Here is a 15593-nt window from a genome sequence, read left to right on the forward strand (position 1 = left end):
GCGTTCAGGCCGCCTGTTCGAACCGTACCTCGTACCCGGTATAGCGGCGGATATTGATAACGCCCGTGTCCAGTATCAGGTACTGCCCCTTGATCCCCAGGAGCACACCTTCAACCAGCGGGGTTTTGTCGAGGTTGAAAGACTGAATCTTGTCGGGGTAGCTATTGACCGGATAGATAACGGTATAAATACTGGCATTCTGAATCAGCTGAATCGCCTGTACGCCATGCTGGTTCTGCAAATCCGTCAGCTCACTGCGACAACTGCTGAACAACTCATCACGCACCGCCGCCAGATCGGCCTGTTCTGCCGGCCCCTTCAGCATCTGCCGCCAGTTGGTCTTGTCGGAGATGTGCTGCCCCAGCAACACCTCCAGCAGCCCGGCCAGATAACGTGAGCGCACCCGAGCCACCGGAATCGCCGCTTCGGCGCCCTGGTCCACCCAGCGTGTCGGCACCTGGGTACCGCGCGTAATGCCCACCTTGACCTGGCCAGTATTGGCCAGATAGACAAAGTGAGTCTGGAAACAGTGTCTTTCGCCCCACTCCGGCTCGCGACAGGTGCCCTGATGAAAATGACACTTCTCCGGGCTCATGATGCAACTGTCGGCCTGCGCCAGCGTCATGAAATGGTCATAGCAGAAACCCTGGTAGCTCTTGCGGGTTTCCTTGCCGCAATACTGGCACAGAATGCGGCCGCTGAACTGCAGGCGCAAACGCTGCCCCAGCAACGGATTCAGATGTGTGCGGCTGTCACCCGCCTCCAGCCAGTAGTCCACGCCCTCCGGCCCTGCCCTCACCGGCATCTTGGTCAGGGGGCCAGACCCCAGTACCTGCCAGTCCTGCTGGCTGAACAGATCAGTGCTCATATCGCTTCACCGCTGGTATTTCCGCCGCGCCGGAACCGCAACTGGAACGATCAATGTAACCGGTACGCTGCTCGGGGGGCAGGTGAGCCGCCTCCCAGGTCAGCACGGTCTCCATGGTGGTCTGCTGTTGCTCCGGGGTCAGCACCTGCCCGTCCGGCCAATGCCCCAGAGCGAGTGCTTCGCGCATGCGGTCAATGATTTCACGCGGCAGTTGAGTCGCCGCCTCCGCAAAGGACGTCATGATGATATTACCTCAGTCAGTGTCGTCACCCAGGCGTGAGCCCCAGCCGAGCTTGGTGCGACAGATTTCGTAATAGTTGTGCTGCTGCGGGTGCAACAGATGCAGTCTGTGTTGATGCTTGCCAATATGCAAGCGGTCACCGGGCCGGGTCTGCATGTGCTTTTGCGCATCACAGGCCACATGTGGTGACTCTTCATTGCTCGCGCCCAGATCAATACGGATACGGGCATTGCCGTCGATCATCAGCGGCCGACTGGTCAGGCTGTGTGGAAACATGGGTACCAGCGAAATGGCATCCAGGCCCGGTTGCATGATGGGGCCGCCGGCCGACAGGGCATAGGCGGTAGAGCCGGTCGGCGTGGACACAATCAGCCCGTCCGAACGCTGCCGATAGACAAAGTGTTCGTCCACGTAGAGGTCGAACTCGATCATGCGGATCGACTGCCCCGGGTGCAGCACCACATCATTGAGCGCGGTCTCCCGGCCTATCTCGACGCCATCCCGTTCCAGCACCGCTTCCAGCAGGAACCGGTGCTCCAGCAGGTAGCGGCCGTCCAGTACCGCGCTGACTTCGGTTTCCAGATCATCCGGCATGATATCGGTGAGAAAGCCGAGACGACCCCGGTTGATTCCGAGCATCGGTCTCTCGAAGCGCGCCATGTCGCGCGCCGCCCCCAGCAACGTACCGTCCCCGCCGACAACAATGATCAGGTCAGCCCACTGCCCCAGCAGGGCCTGGTCGGCAAACAGCTCGGCCGGGGTGTCAGCAGGCAGCATCTCCACCAGTGAAGACTCGAACCGACAGGAGCGCCCCTGCGCCTGTAACCAGGCCTGCAGCCGATGCAGCGTGGCCCGCACACTGTCACTGCCCAGTCGGCCCAGTACCGCTATGTGGTGGAACGCCTGCGTTGCCAATACAATGCTCCCGAATCAGCGCCAACCCCAAGAGGGGAAAGGATAGCAGAATGCGCGAACCGACGGATAGCCTGCCCCCAGTTTTGCGCGACCTGTACTGGGCCATCAGCAGCCCGCCACCCATAACGCTGCCTGACGGATTTCCCTGGCCGGACGAGCGTGCATTGCTGGGGCAGATGCTGAGCGACCCCGCTCAGGCCCGGCTCCTGGCAGCAGAGATCGAGCCCTGTCGTCAGCAGCGTCTGGGGCCCTATTTCGAGGCGCTGTGGCTGGCCTGGCTGCGTCATCATCCGCACTGGCAGTTGCGCCTGCACCACCTGCCCATCCGCAGTGGCGGCAGAACCCTGGGCGAGATTGATCTGGTGGTCGAAAACGCCGCCCGTGAACTGATCCATCTGGAACTGGCGGTCAAATTCTATCTGCGTGTGCCTGCATCGGAGTCGACCGATGCTCTGGCACAATGGATGGGGCCCGGACTGAAGGATACCCTGGCCCGCAAGCACCGGCATCTGCTGCAACACCAGTTGCCGCTGGGGCGTCATCCGCAAGTCATCAGCGCGCTGGGGCGTGCCCCGGATCAACATGCCATGCTGCTGCGCGGGCGCTTCTTCCAGCCCTGGTCCGGCCAGCCGCAGGACCTGCAGCAGGCGCCGGTCTGGATGACGCTAGGTGACTGTGGGCAGATCCCCGTGGATCGACGTATACTCACTCTGGAACGCAAAGACTGGCTGACCGGGCCGGATCGGATACACTGGCTGCCAGGACCGGACTGGCAACAGCAGATGGCAGACATGACGCGCCCGGTACAGGTCTGGATCGAAGCCCCGGAGCAGGCATCCGGCCAGCTATGGGCCTTTGTGGTGCCGGACAGCTGGCCTCGCCAGGCCCGCCAACTGCTGGCTGCAGACGGCGCCTGATCATTTGCACCCGGCTCACCCCACCGCAGGAGCCTGCAGATGGCTGACGACAGACTGCTCGCCCACTTGGACATCATCCTGCGCGAGCACCGCACCGGGATCAGCGAGTATGAGCTGATGCAGCGTCTGGATGCAGAACCGCAAGCACCCTTCACCCGACCCGACATGCTGGACAGCTGGGTGCTGTTTCGCAGCCACTTCTGGCTGTTCCATCATCTGTACCTGCTGAAGCTGCAACTGGGCAGCGTGGGCGAAACTCTGGACATTGTGGCAACGCGAATCTGCCGTTTTCACACCCAGGATACGGCCAGCACGCAGACCGAGGTGGCCCCGGCGGACCCCATGCAGGAATACTATCTGGATCTGGACAACCTGGTGCGGGAAACGCCGGACAGTCTGCAGGCCAAACTGGATGCCTTCTGGCGCGGTCTGCAGGCGCCCGACAAGGTGCATGCCGACTGGGCCCTGTTCGACCTGAAACCGCCCGTCAGTGCACCAGCGCTGCGGCAACGCTACCGCGCCCTGTGTCAGCGCCACCACCCCGATCGGGGCGGTGACGCCGTGCAGTTTCAGCAGGTACAGGCGGCCTATGCCCGCCTCAAGCCACTGGCAACCTGATCAGTCCTGATTCTTGGCCAGGAACAGCCAGGTGTCGAGCACCGAGTCCGGGTTCAGCGAAACACTGTCGATGCCCTGCTCCATCAGCCAGCGCGCCAGATCCGGATGATCGGACGGCCCCTGACCACAGATGCCGACATACTTGCCGGCATCCTTACAGGCCGTAATGGCCATGGACAACAGCTTCTTCACCGCCGGGTTGCGCTCGTCGAACAGGTGGGCAATCAGGCCAGAGTCCCGGTCCAGGCCCAGTGTCAACTGAGTCAGATCATTGGAGCCGATGGAGAAGCCATCGAAGTGCTGCAGAAACTCGTCGGCCAGCAGGGCATTGGACGGCAGCTCGCACATCATGATGATGCGCAGCCCGTTGTCGCCCCGGCGCAGACCATTTTCCGCCAGCAGCTCGTTGACCTGACGTGCCTCGTCCACAGTGCGCACAAAGGGCACCATGATCTCGACATTGGTCAGCTTCATCTCATCGCGCACACGCTTCAGCGCCCGGCACTCCAGCTCGAAGCAGCTTCTGAAGCTGTCGGCGATATAGCGCGACGCGCCGCGGAAACCGAGCATCGGGTTTTCTTCATGCGGCTCATACTCGCTGCCGCCCAGCAGGTGTGCGTATTCGTTCGACTTGAAGTCGGACATGCGCACAATCACCTTCTTGGGGAAGAAAGCCGCCGCCAGCGTGGCCACGCCTTCAGTCAGCTTGTCGACAAAGAAATCCACCGGCGACGCGTAGCCGGCAGTGCGTTCACGGATTTTCGCCTGCAGCGCCTCGGGCTGCTGATCAAACTCGAGCAGCGCCTTGGGGTGCACACCGATCATGCGGTTGATGATGAACTCCAGGCGCGCCAGGCCGACCCCGGCATTGGGCAGAAACTGAAAGTCGAAAGCCCGGTCCGGGTTGCCGACATTCATCATGATGTCGAATGGCAGCGACGGCAGGCTGTCGAGATTGTCGCTCTTGTGCTCGAACTTCAGCAGACCGTCATAGATAAAACCGGTATCCCCTTCGGCACAGCAGACCGTTACATCCTGACCACTCTGCAGTTTCGCCGTCACGTCACCACAACCGACAATGGCCGGAATGCCCAGCTCACGGGCAATGATGGCAGCATGGCAGGTACGCCCACCCCGATTGGTCACGATGGCGGCGGCCCGCTTCATCACCGGTTCCCAGTCCGGGTCGGTCATGTCGGTAACCAGCACGTCTCCGGCCTGTACTTCATGCATGTCATCCAGGCTGGCCACGACACGCACGGTACCGGCACCGATGCGGTGACCGATGGCGCGGCCCTCGGCCAGCACCCGGCTTTTCTCTTCCAGCCGGTAACTCTCGACGGCGGCGCCCGCCTCGACCTGACTTTTCACTGTTTCCGGGCGCGCCTGCACGATATACAGCTGTTTGTCATCACCGTCCTTTGCCCACTCGATATCCATCGGACGGCCGTAGTGCTTTTCAATGGTAATGGCGATACGGGCCAGTTCCTCGGCTTCCGCATCCGTGATACAGAAACGATTGCGATCGGCCTCATCCACCTCGACGGTTTCCACGGCATTGCCGGCACTGCCCTCTCCGGTGCAGATCATCTTGATGGCCTTGGAACCCAGGTTGCGGCGCAGAATCGCCGGCACGCCCTGACGTACCGTCGGCTTGTAGACATAGAACTCGTCCGGGTTGACCGCACCCTGTACCACGGTTTCACCCAGCCCATAGGCAGCCGTGATGAACACGGCCTGATTGAAGCCGGATTCGGTATCCAGTGTGAACATGACCCCGGAAGCACCGGTCTCGCTGCGGACCATGCGCTGGATGCCGGCCGACAGCGCAACCTGGCTGTGGGCAAAGCCCTTGTGTACCCGGTAGGAGATGGCCCGGTCGTTGTACAGGGAGGCAAACACCTCCTTGATGGCATGCTTGATATTGGCCAGGCCCTGAATATTCAGAAAGGTTTCCTGCTGACCGGCAAAGGAGGCGTCGGGCAGATCTTCGGCCGTAGCCGAGGAACGCACCGCTACCGGCATGTCGGCATCAGCGCCGGCCATGTGGGCAAAGGCCTCATCAATGGCCGCATTCAGGGCCGGGTTGAAGTCAGCCTCCATGATCCAGCTGCGGATGGTCTTGCCGGTCTCCAGCAGGGCCCGGGTATCATCCACATCCAGCGCATCCAGACGCTCGTTGATGCGATCGGCCAGGCCGTCATGGCGCAGGAAGTCACGGTACGCCTCGGCGGTGGTGGCGAAGCCGCCCGGCACACGCACACCGGCATCACTGAGCTGATGAATCATCTCGCCCAGCGAGGCGTTCTTGCCACCCACCTTGTCGACATCCGTCATGCGGGCCTGTTCGAGGGGGATGATGTAATTCTGTTGCAAGGTAGTGTCTCCGTAGTGAGGTCGATTGAGTAGCCTGATTTGCCGCATGCGTGGGCGCATGTCTCGTTTTTGGGGAAACCGGGCGGATTACCATGCTCCCGCTTGTAACCCCCACTTTCATTAGCCTCCCGAAGCCCGATGATAAAGGACGCTGGCGTAAAAATACATTGACTCCGGCCGTTTATATGAAAAACTGGAAGCGAATTTTCTGTCTTGTTCCGGATTTATGCGCAGAACCGCTTTTTTCCTTTCCGATGGTACCGGTATCACCGCCGAAACCCTGGGCAACAGCCTGCTGACCCAGTTCGAGGGCGTCCAGATCGAACGGGTTACCATCCCCTATGTCGACAACCCGGACAAGGCAGAGCTGGCCGTGGCTCGAATCAATACGGCAGCAGAACGGGATGGGGCGCCACCCCTGGTTTTCGACACCATCGTCAAGCAGGATATCCGCAACAAGATCATGGCCTCCCGGGCCGTCTTCTTTGACGTGTTCGATACCTTTCTGAAACCCCTGGAGCAGCAACTCGGCATCAGCTCTTCCTATACTTCCGGCAAATGCCATTCCATCAATGAATTCAGCACCTATCATCGGCGCATAGAGTCGGTCAATTTTGCTCTGGACAACGACGACGGTGGTCGCCAGCAGGACTACGGCAAGGCCGACATCATCCTGATCGGCGTGTCGCGCTGCGGCAAGACTCCGACCTGCCTCTACATGGCCCTGCAGTTCGGGATTCGCGCCGCCAATTATCCGCTGACGCAGGAAGATCTGGACCGCCCCGGCCTGCCGGATATCCTGCTGCGGCACCGGCACAAGCTCTACGGCCTGACCATCGACCCTTTCCAACTGGCCTCTATCCGCCATGAGCGCCGCAACAACAGTCGTTATGCCTCGCTGGATCAGTGTGAATGGGAAGTCGACGAGGTGGAGCGCCGCTTTCGCGAGTTCGGCATCACCAGCATCAACACCACCCATTTCTCGATCGAGGAGATCGCCACGCGCATCATGGATGACGTGGGGCTGGTACGGGGCGTAGCCTGAGAGTAGAATCGCGCGCCGATTCCATAGTCAGGAGCCCTTGCAATGTCCGATCGTCCCGGCCAGGTGTACCCCGATCAGTACCAGGCACAACTGACCGCCAAAAGCGCTCAGTTGCGGGATGAATTTGCCCCGTTCTGGACCGGCGAACCCGAAGTCCATGCCTCGCCCACGGCGCATTTTCGCATGCGTGCCGAGTTTCGTGTCTGGCATCAGGGCGAACGTACCTTCTTTGCCATGTTCGATCCGGCCAACCCGCGCGAACCCATCGAGATGCCCGATTTTCCGGTCGGTTCGGAACGCATCAACGAGCTGATGGAGAAGTTGCTGGAGGCCATTCATGCCGAGCCTGAATTGCGCTATCGACTGTTTCAGGCCGAGTTTCTGACCACGCTGTCCGGTGATGCCCTGGTGACGCTGATCTACCATCGCAAGCTGGATGAGCAGTGGGATGCCGTCGCGCGACCGCTGGCTGCTCGGCTGCATATTGGGCTGATCGGGCGCAGCCGCAAACAGCGCCGTGTGCTGACGCGGGATCATGTGGACGAAGCACTGACCATCGACGGTCGCCAGTGGACCTTCCGCCAGATCGAAAACAGTTTCACCCAGCCCAACGCCCGCGTCTGCGAGCACATGGTGACCTGGGCCTGCGCCCGTGCCGCCGAATTTCCCCGGGGAGACCTGCTGGAACTGTATTGCGGCCTGGGCACCTTTACGCTGCCGCTGTCGCGGCATTTCAACCGTGTGCTGGCCACCGAGATCTCCAAGGTGTCGGTACGGGCCGCGCAGCACAATATCGAGGTCAACGGCATCGACAATGTGGTCATTGGCCGCATGTCCGCCGAGGATTTCAGCCAGGGCTGGCGCACCGGCGAAGGTCGGCGCATTCTCGACTATGATCTCCCTGGCTACCGGTTCTCCACCGTCTTTGTGGACCCGCCCCGGGCCGGACTGGATGCGGATACTGTAGAACTGGTCCGGCAGTTCGAGCGGATTCTCTACATTTCCTGCAACCCGGAAACTCTGCGCGCCAATGTCGAAGCCCTGCAGGACACTCATGAACTGACCCATCTGGCCCTGTTCGACCAGTTCCCCTACACCCATCATCGTGAAGCCGGGGCGGTACTGCAGCGCCGTGGCTGATCTCGCGACCGCAAGCAGAAGGTTCGACGCCTCCCGCCTGCACTGGCTGGACCTGCTGCGTGGCAGCGCCGTACTGGGCATATTCTGGGTCAATGTGTTTCTGTTTGCCTGGCCCGAAACAGCGCTGGATCGCCCCCGGCTTTGGCTGGCTGATGACACTGTCGGCTGGTGGAGCTGGGCTGCCATGCATGTACTGGCCGAACAGAAGTTCATCAATCTGCTGGCGCTGGTATTCGGCATGTCACTGGCGCTGTCTGATCAGCGCCATGGCACAGCCGAGGCAGATGCCCGGCAGCGCCGCCGCATGACGATACTGGCAATCCTCGGGCTGCTGCATGCCTGGCTGCTCTGGTGGGGTGACATCCTGTTTACCTATGCCTGTGCCGGCATGCTGGCCTGGTGGCTGCGTCACCGACCTGCCCACCAGTTGCTGACCCTGGGGGTACTGTTGTATGCCGTGCCGGCGCTGATGATGCTGGTGCTGGACCTTGCCGGCTTCTGGCACGCAGATACCCTGCCGGCCCCGGACCCGGCAGACTGGGCCGCCGAAATTGCGCTCTACCAGAGCAGCTGGTGGGCCCAGATGGCACACCGGGCGCCCACTGCCCTGCTCTGGCAGACCACCGGGCTGATTACCGCTAGCCTGTGGCATGCGCTGGGCCTGATGCTGATCGGGCTGGCCCTGGTCCGGCTGCGCCTGTGGGCGCAATTGCCGGCAGCACGTCACTGGCCCTGGTCACTGGTGGTTGCGGGGGCACTGTTGATGACAGCCTCCGCCTACTGGCTCCGGCAGAGCGATGACCTGCAGTGGCGGCCGCTGCTGCTGGCTTTTCAGGCTCAGTACTGGGGCAGCCCTCTGATGACGGCCGGCTATGCTTGGCTGCTGTACCGCTGGTCCCTCAGCGGGTCCGCCCACAACCTGCAGGACCGCCTGAGCACGGTGGGGCAACTGGCGCTCTCGGTTTATCTGCTGCAGTCTGTACTGGCTACCCTGCTATTCTACGGGCATGGCCTGGGTCTGTTTGGACAACTGCAGGCCATCGAACTGTTGCTGGTCGCTTTGGGCATGACGTGGCTATGGCTGTGGCTGTGTCCGCTGTGGCGGCGGCACCTGGGTACTGGCCCGGCGGAACGACTCTGGCGTTATCTGGCCCACTATCGGATGAAAGAATGAAACTGCCCCCGCTGCTCTCCATTCCCAAAACAGCACTGGTACTGAGACTGAGCCGTTTCAGTTGGCGCGTCAGCCGCAACTTCATTCGCAACCACGGCCTGCTGCTGGCCGGCGGCGTGGGTTACAACGTGCTGCTGTCCATCATCCCGATGCTGGGCCTGCTGGCGGTACTGATCACCCAACTGGTACCGGAAAAGCAGCTGTTCGCAGTGCTGTCCACTCAGGCCCGTCACATTGCGCCGGCACACTCCGGACTGATTCTTGATGCCGTACAGGCTTTTCTCGATGCCCGCGAGCTGATCAGCATCGCCGGTTTCCTGCTGCTGGTGTTTTTCAGCAGTTTCGCCTTCCGCATGCTCGAAAGCGCCATAGCTGTCATCTTTCATCGCCCGCAGGAGCCGCGTCAGCGGCGGCGTTTCTGGGTCTCCGTGGTGCTGCCTTACGCCTTCATTCTGGTAGCCGGAGCAGCACTGCTGGCGCTGACCCTGCTGTTTACGCTGCTCAATACCCTGACCGACCAGATCAATGAGTGGCTTGAGGTCGAACTGCCCCTGACCTGGGCCATGGAAGGCATGGTCAACCTGTTCAGTTTTCTCGGCATGGTGGTACTGTTCAGTGCCATCTACAAGGTACTGCCGGAAATACAGGTAGCCTGGCGCCGGGCCGTGATCGGCGGCCTGGTGGCGGCCCTGCTGTGGGAAGGCGTGCGGGCCCTGCTGGTGTTCTACTTTACGCAGATTTCTTTCGTCAGTGTGATCTATGGCTCTGTCACCGCGCTGATCATCATCCTGCTCAGCCTCGAAATTGCAGCTGTCATTCTGCTGCTGGGGGCTCAGGTCATTGCAGAGCTGGAGCGCAGTGAAGATGCAGGCCTGCCCTGGCATCAGGAGCCAGAGCAGAAGTAGCGCCGGCAGCAGCAGCACCGGTGCAGGAACGCGGTCAGAGCGCGCCTCTGTTCAGCAGCGCCACCGGGTCCAGTTGCTCGATGGGCACAGGCCGACCATAGAAATAACCCTGATAGGCCCCACAGCCGTAGGAAGCCAGACAGTCTCGCTGCTCCCTCGTTTCGACACCTTCCGCTATCACCTCCAGGCCCAGGCCGCGGGCCAGAGACACTATGGTACGGGCGATATCGGCGTCATAAGGGTCGGTCAGCAGGTCACGCACGAAGGATTTGTCGATCTTGAGCTGATCCAACGGCAAGCGTTTCAGATAGCTCAGTGAAGAGTAGCCGGTGCCAAAGTCATCCAGCGCAAAGCGCACGCCCAACACCCGCAGACGCATCATCTTGTCGATACTGTCGTCGACATCTTCCAGCAGCATGCTCTCTGTCAACTCCAGCTTCAGCAGGCTGGCATCAATGCGATGGCGCTGAATCACCTGCCCTACCTGATCGACAAAATCGGCCTGATGCAATTGCCGGGCACTGATATTGACCGCCAGTGTCAGGTCCTTCAGACCCGGCTGATGACGCCAGCGCGCGAGCTGAGCGCCGGCAGCATCCAGGACCTGGCGCCCCAGTTCGATGATCTGTCCATTGTCCTCGGCCACCGGAATGAAATCGGCGGGTGCAATGATACCGCGTCGTCCGTGGTGCCATCGAATCAACAGTTCGAACCCGACCAGCTTTCCTGCTGCATCCACCTGCGGCTGGTAGTAGGGTATGAACTCGCCGTCCTCCAGGCCTTTCCTCATGTCACTGGCCAGCGCCACATACTCCAGCACCCTGGCCTGCATGCGCGGATTGAAGAAACGGCGGCCGTTGCGCGCCTCCTGCTTGGCCTGATACATCGCCAGTTCAGCCTGTTTGAGCAGGTCATCAACCTGTTCCACCTCACCCTGAAACAGCGTGATGCCCATGCTGGCATGTACAAAATGCTGCATGCCATCGACATCCAGAGCCCGATTGATGGCCTTCTGCAACAGGTTCACCACCCACTCTGCCTGCTGCAGGGCCACAGTATCGGAGCTGCCCAGATCTTCCAGAATCAGACAGAACTCGTCGCCGCCTATCCGGGCAACGGTGTCATTGCGCTTGATGCAGTGAGCAAGCCGCTCCGCCATTGCCTTCAGCACCCGGTCACCCAGTTCGTGCCCGCGGGTGTCGTTGATGGTCTTGAAGTCGTCCAGATCAATATGAACCAGGGCCCCGTACTGAGTGCTGTCTGCCGACTTGAGCATGGCCTGATCAAGGCGCTCACGCAGCAACTGACGATTGGGCAGGCCTGTCAGTTGATCATAAAAGGCGAGCTGTTCAATACGCCGCTCGGCTTCACGGGTTTCGGAGGTATCGATCAGCGTGGCCACATGGTTGGTAATGGTTTGCCCGTCACGGCCCAGTACCGCCGTCACGGAAAACCACAACGGGAATGACTCGCCGCTGGCACGGCGACTCCAGACCTCTCCCTGCCAGGACTGTTCTGCTTGCAAACCAACGGCAATCTCGCCATGGACACTGATATCCTGATCGAACAGCTCTATCACCGTCAGGGGATGACCGATCACGGACTCGGGCCGATGCCCGGTGATTTCAACAAAGGCCCGGTTAACCCGCAGTATGTTCTGTTCGGCATCGGTCACGACCATGCCATCAGCCGATTCAAACACCGTGGCCGCTATGTTCAGGTCTTCCACCATATTCTGCATGGCAAAGCCGACTGTGTTGTATTCGTAGACGCCGCCAGGCTCGTACTGGGCGTCCCGTCGACCTGACTGGATCAATTGAATGAATCGGGTCAGGTTGCCTATGGCGCGCGAATGATTGAGATTGAGCAGCATGGCCGCCAATAGCAGAAGCAGCAGAAAACCACCAGACAACAGCAGGAAAATACGCCAGTAGCTGTCAAACACCGCCGTAAACCGATTGTCCGAGAGCCCCACTGTAAGCCAGAGTGGAGCATTGACGCCTTCGATGGATATGGGCTGACGCAGGAAATAGTAGTCTCCGTCATGCACAACCTCGCTGCTGCGCAACAGATCGAATTGACTGTAATCATCCATCTGGGCAATCAGCGGCCGCTGGCCATTGTCGATAATCAGCCGATCCAGGTCGGCACGGTCGGCCAGAAAGTTGATAAAGGACTGGTTGTCGCCGATGGCCAGCCCAACAAAAAGATAGCCGCGCAGGCGGATAGTGGCCGGGTCGAAAATGGGTGTGGCGCGCAACAGCACAGACTGCTGCGAAGCTTCGATCAGGCGCCAGTGGTTGGTGTAGAGAATCGGTGACCGCAAATGTTCCAGCAGCGGGCCGATATCATAGAGCGGCAGGCCGGCATCGATGAGCAACTGGCTCTCATGATCCAGCAGAAACATGATGTCAAGATGCGCCCCCATGGCAGAATCCTGAAACAGGAAGGCCAGTTCGGAGGCAAAATCATCAAATTCCATCGGCTCGGCCGAGACCACATCGGCAAAAACGCGGTTGGCCGAAGCCCCCTGCAGGTAGACATCCAGCAGGTTCAACCGGGTTTCCAGCAGGCTTTCCAGAGTCCGGTGCTGTTGTTGCAGACTGTTCTCGATTTCCGCTTCCAGACCCTTCTGTGCAGTCTGCAGCGACCAGGCCATGGTGACCGCCACCGCCAGCAGGCTGAGCGCACCAAACAGCAGGCCGATGCGCGTGGTAAAGCGCAATTCCCAACGCGGTCTGCGTGGTCGTGCCGGGACGGGTGAATTACTGGTCATCATACGAAGAATCAGCCTCTGCTACAGCCTGACAATGCCACTTCCCGATGAAGAATCGACCCTGTGAGCGACCCGGCTACTGCCTTGAGTGTAGATAGCGCCTCCCGAACTGTCCAGATCATGCAAAGACACAGCGTTTGTCTGCTGTCTGTCATGGGTGACGAATCTGCCAACACTGGTGAATACGGCTGCGGCGCTGAAAATCAGGCGGGATGGAGGCCTGATGCCAGTCTTCCACTGCATACGCAGTCCTGACCTCTTCTGCCAGCCGGAAGCGCCGGAAGTTGTTGGAAAACAGCAGCACACCATCCGGTGCCAGGCGCGCCATGGTCAGTTGCAGCAGATGCGCCTGATCGCGCTGCACATCAAAGTCATGGTTCATGCGGGCAGAGTTGCTGAAGGTGGGCGGGTCCAGAAAGATCAGATCCCACTGTGCGTTCTGCTCGGCCAGCCAGACCAGGACATCCGCCCGGTGGAAGCCGTGTCGGTCAGCCGCCAGACCATTGTGCGCAAAGTTGCGCCTGGCCCAGTCCAGATAGGTGGCCGAAAGGTCGACACTGTCCACGCGCCGGGCCCCGCCCACTGCCGCATGCACACTGGCCATACCGGTATAGCAGAAAAGATTGAGCACCCGCAGGTTGCGGCTGTGCTGCTGAATCCAGAAGCGGGCCGGGCGATGATCCAGAAACAGACCGGTATCCAGGTAGTCGAACAGGTTGACCTCAGCCCGCACACCATGTTCACGCACCAGTACCGTCTGACCGGTCTGATCCTGACGCTGATACTGAGCACTGCCCTTTTGTGGTCGCCGCTGCTTGAGCGATATTCTTGCCGCCGGCACCTCAAGGGTGGCGCTCAGCGTGGCCACGGCATCTTCCAGCCGGCGGCGCGCCAGTGCGGGTTCGATGGTTGCCGGTGGCGCGTATTCCTGTACGTGCAGCCAATCCCCATAGCGATCCACAGCAATGGCATACTCGGGCAGGTCGGCGTCATAGAGCCGATAGGCATCGGTCACATCACTGCGCACAAACGCCTTGAGTCGACGCTGATTCTTGCGCAGTCGATTGGCCAGGTCCGGTATCACCTGAGGTTCACGGGTTTCCCGCGGTTGCAGGGTGTCGAAACGATACAGGGCACAGGCCAACTGACCATTCATGAACGCATGGCGGTGGTTGTAGAACAGCCCGGTGGCGCGTGCATCGGCGGTTTCCGGCAGCAATACGGCGCCACTGAACCGGGCCGGCAATTGCTGCATCCAGTCGCCCAGTGCCCGGTACAGCGTCGCCAGGTCAGAATCGGCACCCAGGCGCTCGCCGTAAGGCGGGTTGACGATGACCAGCCCCTGCCCTGTCTCCGGATGCGCCGGCATCTGACGGATATCGGCCTGGGTCCAGCGTGCCTCCGGCAGCCCCAGTTCACGCCAGCTCTGACGCGCCTGCGCGAACACCACGTCTGCACGGTCGTTGCCCCAGAACTCGAAGGCCTCCGCCCGTTGCTGGAGGGCCAGATCGCGGCGCGTGCGGGCTTCTTCGACCAGACTTTGCCACAGTGCCTCGTCATGACCCGGCCAGCGCGCATTCAGGCTGTCAGTGCGCAGCAAACCGGGTGCCCAGTCAAAGGCAATCAGGGCGGCTTCCAGCAGCAAGGTGCCGGAACCGCACATCGGATCAATCAGGGTGACCTTCTGCACCCCCTCTTCCGGTATTTCCTGGTCGCCGGCGCGGGCGCACCAGTCGTGCCAGCCGGCACGCTGCAGCAGGGCTGCGGCCAGCGATTCACGCAAGGGGGCTGCGGCCGACTGCGGCCGATACTCCCGCGCATGCAGACTGCGCCCGGTCAGTTCCACCCCCAACTGCACCTGGTTCCGGTGCAGAGTCACCACCACCGTCAGGTCCGGATCATCACTGACCGAGGGGCGCACGCCGGTGCGCTCGCGGAACACGTCCACGATCTGATCCTTGACCCACTGGGCACCGAAATGACTGTTGCGGAACGTATCGGAGCGCCCGTTGAAACGTACCTTCAGGGTGCCCTCCGGTCGCATGTGCTGTGCCCAGTCCTGCACCCGGAGCAGTTCTGTCAGGACAGCGGTTTCCGGACTCTCACTGACATCGGCTGCCGACGACGAGAGCGCCTTGCCACGGCCCAGTCGGGCCTGCCCCAGTTGCAGGGTGATGCGGCTGGCCAGGCGACTCCAGAGAACCACTCGATAGGCAACTGCCAGGTCGCCCTTGAAATGCGCGCCGGCGCGGCCCGGACGGACCGCCTCGGCGCCCAGACCGAGCAGTTCGTCGGCCAGCAGCGGCTCCAGATTGCGGGCACAGGCCACAAACCAGGTGGAATCGTCAGTTATTAGATGCATTGGGAATCAAAAAAACCTTATAAATAGTTCAACGGCATAAAAAGCTCACATCGGCATTTCCGCCGTACCTGCCCGGAGCCCCGGCACAGGCCCCTGCGGGTCCAATATGAAAGCACCCTGATAAAAACTCAAAATAAACAGTGATTGTCTTATAACAATTTGATTCTCGACAGCACTGCAGTGCCGGGGTACAAAAAACTCAGGACAGACGCATGCAGTACCGACCCGGTACCCTTGCCTGACTGTCTCCGGCAGC

12 protein-coding genes are annotated in these 15593 nt (G+C 60.8%); 6 read left to right on the forward strand and 6 right to left on the reverse strand.

From position 1 onward, the window contains the following. Window positions 1–4: 4 nt before the first annotated feature. Genes E4656_RS04760 through E4656_RS04770 form a run of 3 tightly spaced genes read right to left on the reverse strand, consistent with a single transcriptional unit; the run spans window position 5 to window position 2024 of the window. Complete coding sequence (locus tag E4656_RS04760; RefSeq protein WP_135481623.1) at window positions 5–868, reverse strand: DUF2797 domain-containing protein; 864 nt, start codon at window positions 866–868, stop codon at window positions 5–7. Then, the gene (locus E4656_RS04765) at window positions 858–1109 is read right to left on the reverse strand and encodes a DUF1315 family protein (RefSeq protein WP_135481625.1); all 252 of its coding nucleotides are present in this window, start codon (window positions 1107–1109) and stop codon (window positions 858–860) included. The genes E4656_RS04760 and E4656_RS04765 overlap by 11 nt, the downstream gene beginning before the upstream one ends. 12 nt (window positions 1110–1121) lie before the next feature. Next, window positions 1122–2024: an NAD(+) kinase gene (locus E4656_RS04770; protein WP_135481627.1), complete on the reverse strand. Its 903-nt coding sequence runs from the start codon at window positions 2022–2024 to the stop codon at window positions 1122–1124. A 50-nt stretch (window positions 2025–2074) separates the two neighbouring features. Between E4656_RS04770 and E4656_RS04775 the strand changes: the two genes are divergently transcribed. Then, on the forward strand, window positions 2075–2941 hold the full coding sequence (locus E4656_RS04775; RefSeq protein ID WP_135481628.1) for a DUF1853 family protein: 867 nt from the start codon (window positions 2075–2077) through the stop codon (window positions 2939–2941). 39 nt (window positions 2942–2980) lie between these two features. Next, window positions 2981–3559 (forward strand): DNA-J related domain-containing protein, encoded by a 579-nt coding sequence (locus E4656_RS04780; protein WP_135481630.1) that lies wholly within the window; start codon window positions 2981–2983, stop codon window positions 3557–3559. Here the strand turns inward: E4656_RS04780 and ppsA are convergent, their stop codons facing one another. After that, window positions 3560–5896, reverse strand: coding sequence for a phosphoenolpyruvate synthase (ppsA, locus tag E4656_RS04785; protein WP_240753907.1), 2337 nt, complete (start codon window positions 5894–5896; stop codon window positions 3560–3562). A gap of 265 nt (window positions 5897–6161) precedes the next feature. Between ppsA and ppsR the strand changes: the two genes are divergently transcribed. Genes ppsR through E4656_RS04805 form a run of 4 tightly spaced genes read left to right on the forward strand, consistent with a single transcriptional unit; the run spans window position 6162 to window position 10199 of the window. Next, window positions 6162–6980 carry a posphoenolpyruvate synthetase regulatory kinase/phosphorylase PpsR gene (gene ppsR, locus E4656_RS04790; protein WP_135481632.1) on the forward strand — a complete coding sequence of 273 codons (819 nt, stop codon included), beginning with the start codon at window positions 6162–6164 and terminating at the stop codon, window positions 6978–6980. A gap of 42 nt (window positions 6981–7022) precedes the next feature. Further along, window positions 7023–8120, forward strand: coding sequence for a tRNA (uridine(54)-C5)-methyltransferase TrmA (gene trmA / locus E4656_RS04795; protein ID WP_135481633.1), 1098 nt, complete (start codon window positions 7023–7025; stop codon window positions 8118–8120). Next, a complete protein-coding gene (locus E4656_RS04800) occupies window positions 8113–9294 on the forward strand; it encodes a DUF418 domain-containing protein (protein ID WP_135481635.1) in 1182 nt (393 codons plus the stop codon). The genes trmA and E4656_RS04800 overlap by 8 nt, the downstream gene beginning before the upstream one ends. Continuing rightward, window positions 9291–10199 carry a YihY/virulence factor BrkB family protein gene (locus E4656_RS04805; protein ID WP_135481637.1) on the forward strand — a complete coding sequence of 303 codons (909 nt, stop codon included), beginning with the start codon at window positions 9291–9293 and terminating at the stop codon, window positions 10197–10199. The genes E4656_RS04800 and E4656_RS04805 overlap by 4 nt, the downstream gene beginning before the upstream one ends. Window positions 10200–10233: 34 nt before the next feature. Here E4656_RS04805 and E4656_RS04810 read toward each other — a convergent pair whose 3' ends face one another. Then, window positions 10234–12978, reverse strand: a complete 2745-nt coding sequence (locus E4656_RS04810) for an EAL domain-containing protein (protein WP_135481645.1) — start codon at window positions 12976–12978, stop codon at window positions 10234–10236. A gap of 148 nt (window positions 12979–13126) precedes the next feature. Continuing rightward, window positions 13127–15337: a bifunctional 23S rRNA (guanine(2069)-N(7))-methyltransferase RlmK/23S rRNA (guanine(2445)-N(2))-methyltransferase RlmL gene (gene rlmKL, locus E4656_RS04815; protein ID WP_135481647.1), complete on the reverse strand. Its 2211-nt coding sequence runs from the start codon at window positions 15335–15337 to the stop codon at window positions 13127–13129. Window positions 15338–15593 lie beyond the last annotated feature (256 nt).

The organism is Natronospirillum operosum, assembly GCF_004768465.1.
Lineage (GTDB): Bacteria > Pseudomonadota > Gammaproteobacteria > Pseudomonadales > Natronospirillaceae > Natronospirillum > Natronospirillum operosum.

Excerpts from the sequence above, each read along its gene's own strand:
- E4656_RS04775 (WP_135481628.1), top strand. The coding sequence starts at position 2,075 with ATGCGCGAACCGACGGATAGCCTGCCCCCAGTTTTGCGCGACCTGTAC.
- E4656_RS04765 (WP_135481625.1), bottom strand. The coding sequence starts at position 1,109 with ATGACGTCCTTTGCGGAGGCGGCGACTCAACTGCCGCGTGAAATCATT.
- E4656_RS04780 (WP_135481630.1), top strand. The coding sequence starts at position 2,981 with ATGGCTGACGACAGACTGCTCGCCCACTTGGACATCATCCTGCGCGAG.
- E4656_RS04805 (WP_135481637.1), top strand. The coding sequence starts at position 9,291 with ATGAAACTGCCCCCGCTGCTCTCCATTCCCAAAACAGCACTGGTACTG.
- ppsR (WP_135481632.1), top strand. The coding sequence starts at position 6,162 with ATGCGCAGAACCGCTTTTTTCCTTTCCGATGGTACCGGTATCACCGCC.
- rlmKL (WP_135481647.1), bottom strand. The coding sequence starts at position 15,337 with ATGCATCTAATAACTGACGATTCCACCTGGTTTGTGGCCTGTGCCCGC.
- trmA (WP_135481633.1), top strand. The coding sequence starts at position 7,023 with ATGTCCGATCGTCCCGGCCAGGTGTACCCCGATCAGTACCAGGCACAA.
- E4656_RS04810 (WP_135481645.1), bottom strand. The coding sequence starts at position 12,978 with ATGATGACCAGTAATTCACCCGTCCCGGCACGACCACGCAGACCGCGT.
- ppsA (WP_240753907.1), bottom strand. The coding sequence starts at position 5,896 with ATGACGGATGTCGACAAGGTGGGTGGCAAGAACGCCTCGCTGGGCGAG.
- E4656_RS04760 (WP_135481623.1), bottom strand. The coding sequence starts at position 868 with ATGAGCACTGATCTGTTCAGCCAGCAGGACTGGCAGGTACTGGGGTCT.